The organism is Leptolyngbya sp. FACHB-36 (assembly GCF_014695955.1).
In the GTDB taxonomy this organism is placed as follows: Bacteria; Cyanobacteriota; Cyanobacteriia; order Leptolyngbyales; family Leptolyngbyaceae; genus FACHB-36.
On the sequence record NZ_JACJPG010000572.1, the window covers coordinates 1 to 2384 of the forward strand.

Annotated in this window: 1 protein-coding gene; it reads right to left on the reverse strand. The window is 52.0% G+C overall.

The genetic code is table 11. From position 1 onward, the window contains the following. Nucleotides 1–2353, reverse strand: a 2353-nt coding sequence (locus H6F43_RS16440; RefSeq protein WP_190343802.1) for a LamG domain-containing protein, incomplete at its 3' end; no start/stop codon positions are given. Nucleotides 2354–2384: the final 31 nt, after the last annotated feature.

Sequence of the window (2384 nt, forward strand, 5' to 3'; positions counted from 1 at the left end):
CCAAGGTGTAATCGGAGTCGTGGTGGTAATGGATGACGCTGGCGGTCTTGTCAATGTTGGTGGGTTTGATCCATGCCTCTAGGGTCAAGTCGTTGTCAGAGTTGAGCTTTTTGGACGGGCTGGCTGCGATCGCCAGGTAGTCGTCCTGACCGTCGAATCGCATCGCCTGACCAGGGACATCGGCAATCCATCGAGCAGAACGGGTTGGAGGATCGGTCACGAGTCGGGCAGCAGGGGTATTACCGACTTCACCCTGCGGACGATCGTTGACCGCGACAAACAGAAGCGAACCCAGTGCCGGATTGCTGTTTGGTCCTTCTACAACATCCACGTTGGCGTAGTCGTAATAGTAAGGATCGGTTTCGTCGGTGCTAGCTGCGCCATTCAGCACCCGAACAAACTTTTCGGCATGGCGGGGGACATCCTGCCAGACTTCTTTGATGCCGAGAGCCGTAGATTCGAGCGTAGATTCGAGCGTGATTGTACAGGTTGTGGGAGTGCTGCCATTCTCGACGGCGATCGTGGCGGTATCCAGCAGGGAGCCTGCGGTCCGAGCAACCAGCGTAATGCTTCCAGCTTCGACCAAGGAAATCGCCGTTCCTTCAGGGATGGAATTGGTCAGTTGAATTGGCTCGATCGCAACTGTGGTTGCATCCTTCGCCACTCGCTCTTTTACCGTGACGAGAGTGGTTCCAAGTTTAAGCGTTGCTCCAGCAGAAATCGATCGCCGCACAGCATCGGCACTTCTAATGAGGCTGAACTGAGCCACGGTGCCAGAGAGCGATCGCGCCAGCTTGCCAACGGGCACAATGGAACTTGCATCCAGACTGTAATTAGCTTTTGCCGTCAGGGGATCGTAGTAAGCAACCGAAAACTTTTCATCCTGCGCGGCAAAGTAAAGGGCAATTCTGCCGTTGGCGCTTTCGAATAAAAGCGGAGCGCTTTCGATGGAGTTCAACCGCGAGCTTCTAAATTGAGCAAACCGCAGGATTGCTCCCGATACGCTTAATCCGGTTGAGTCGATGGTTTGCAGCGGCATCGGCTGTTCACCCGACGTGATCGAGGGAAGCTCGATGACGCTGGGCAGTTCAGCTAGCTTGCCATTCCGGGAAACGCCAAAATCGATCACCGCAATTTCTATGGTTCCTTCACCTACTTTCCTAACGCCAACGGTCAACATGACTCGCGCATTTTTCTTCAAGGGCTTGGGTTCGTTGTCGTAGCCCGTTGCGCCTTCTTCTTGCTGGTAGTAGAGCAGCGCAGAGATGCCTGAGGCAATGGTGCAATTGTCAATTTTGAAGCCTGTTTGAGACATTTCTGTCGTTTCGATCGGCGCATCTGACCAAGTCCACGCAACTGCTCCGTGAATGCTGCCATGATTCGCGTTAGCAAGCTCGCTGTGCAGGGCGCGATCGGTGACTCTCGTTCCTACTCCGTCGTCGCAGCGCCAGTATCCGACTAAACCAGGCTCATTTCCTTGCAGGCGACGATGCAGGCTGGCAGAGAGGTCGGCTTCGGTCCGAGCTACTGACCAGCAGCGAATTTCGTCAATTTTGCCCTTAAACGGTGCCGTGCTCTTATGCTCCGGCTGCCCTTTGTTATCTGCTGGACGAATTTTGCCGAAAAACAGGCTAGACAAGGTGGGTTTGGAACCCGCTAATTTATCATCCTTTAATTGCCCTATCAGTTGACCATTCAGGTACAGTTGGGCGATCGCAGTGCCAGCACTCGTTTTGTAGTTCCAGCTAACCGCAACGTGATGCCAGTAGCGAGTCGATGGCACAGGCTGTTCGGCGTTTAACACAAAGTCTTTATCAGTGGCATCTTCAAACCCAAACCGCAATTTTTGGTTTGCGATCGCCAGATAGAAATATTTCACATTCAGGATGGGATCTGCATTGCCGATCGGATTAAAGGTTGTAGAGGCATCAACGAGAATTTGATCCTCTAGCGACGCGAATTTCACCCAAAACTCCAGGGTGCCTGAGTCAGAATTAACCACATTTGGCAACTCAACATAGCCATTCCCGTTGAATTTCAACCCTGACTTTGCGGCTCCAGTCGTGCTGGTGGCTGGCATTCCTTGAAGATTGAATAACCCATCTTTAGAGCGCTCGATATTCAGGGATTCAATTTGTTCAGTCACTTTGTTATAGGCAAAGATTTGCCAGCACTGAACTTCAGGAAGTTTGGTCGGCAGCAGCAGCACACTGAAGCGTCCATTGATCAAATTTTTGACCATATCAAGCTGCTGCGTCGGTTCATAGAAGAAGTTGCCTTCCATGTCTTTGCTGCCCAAGGTATCCTTACGATTTTGGGGGCGAAATTTATTCCGGCTGCGTTGGTATCGCACTTCTAGCTTGCGTTTGAGTTCTGTACCAACC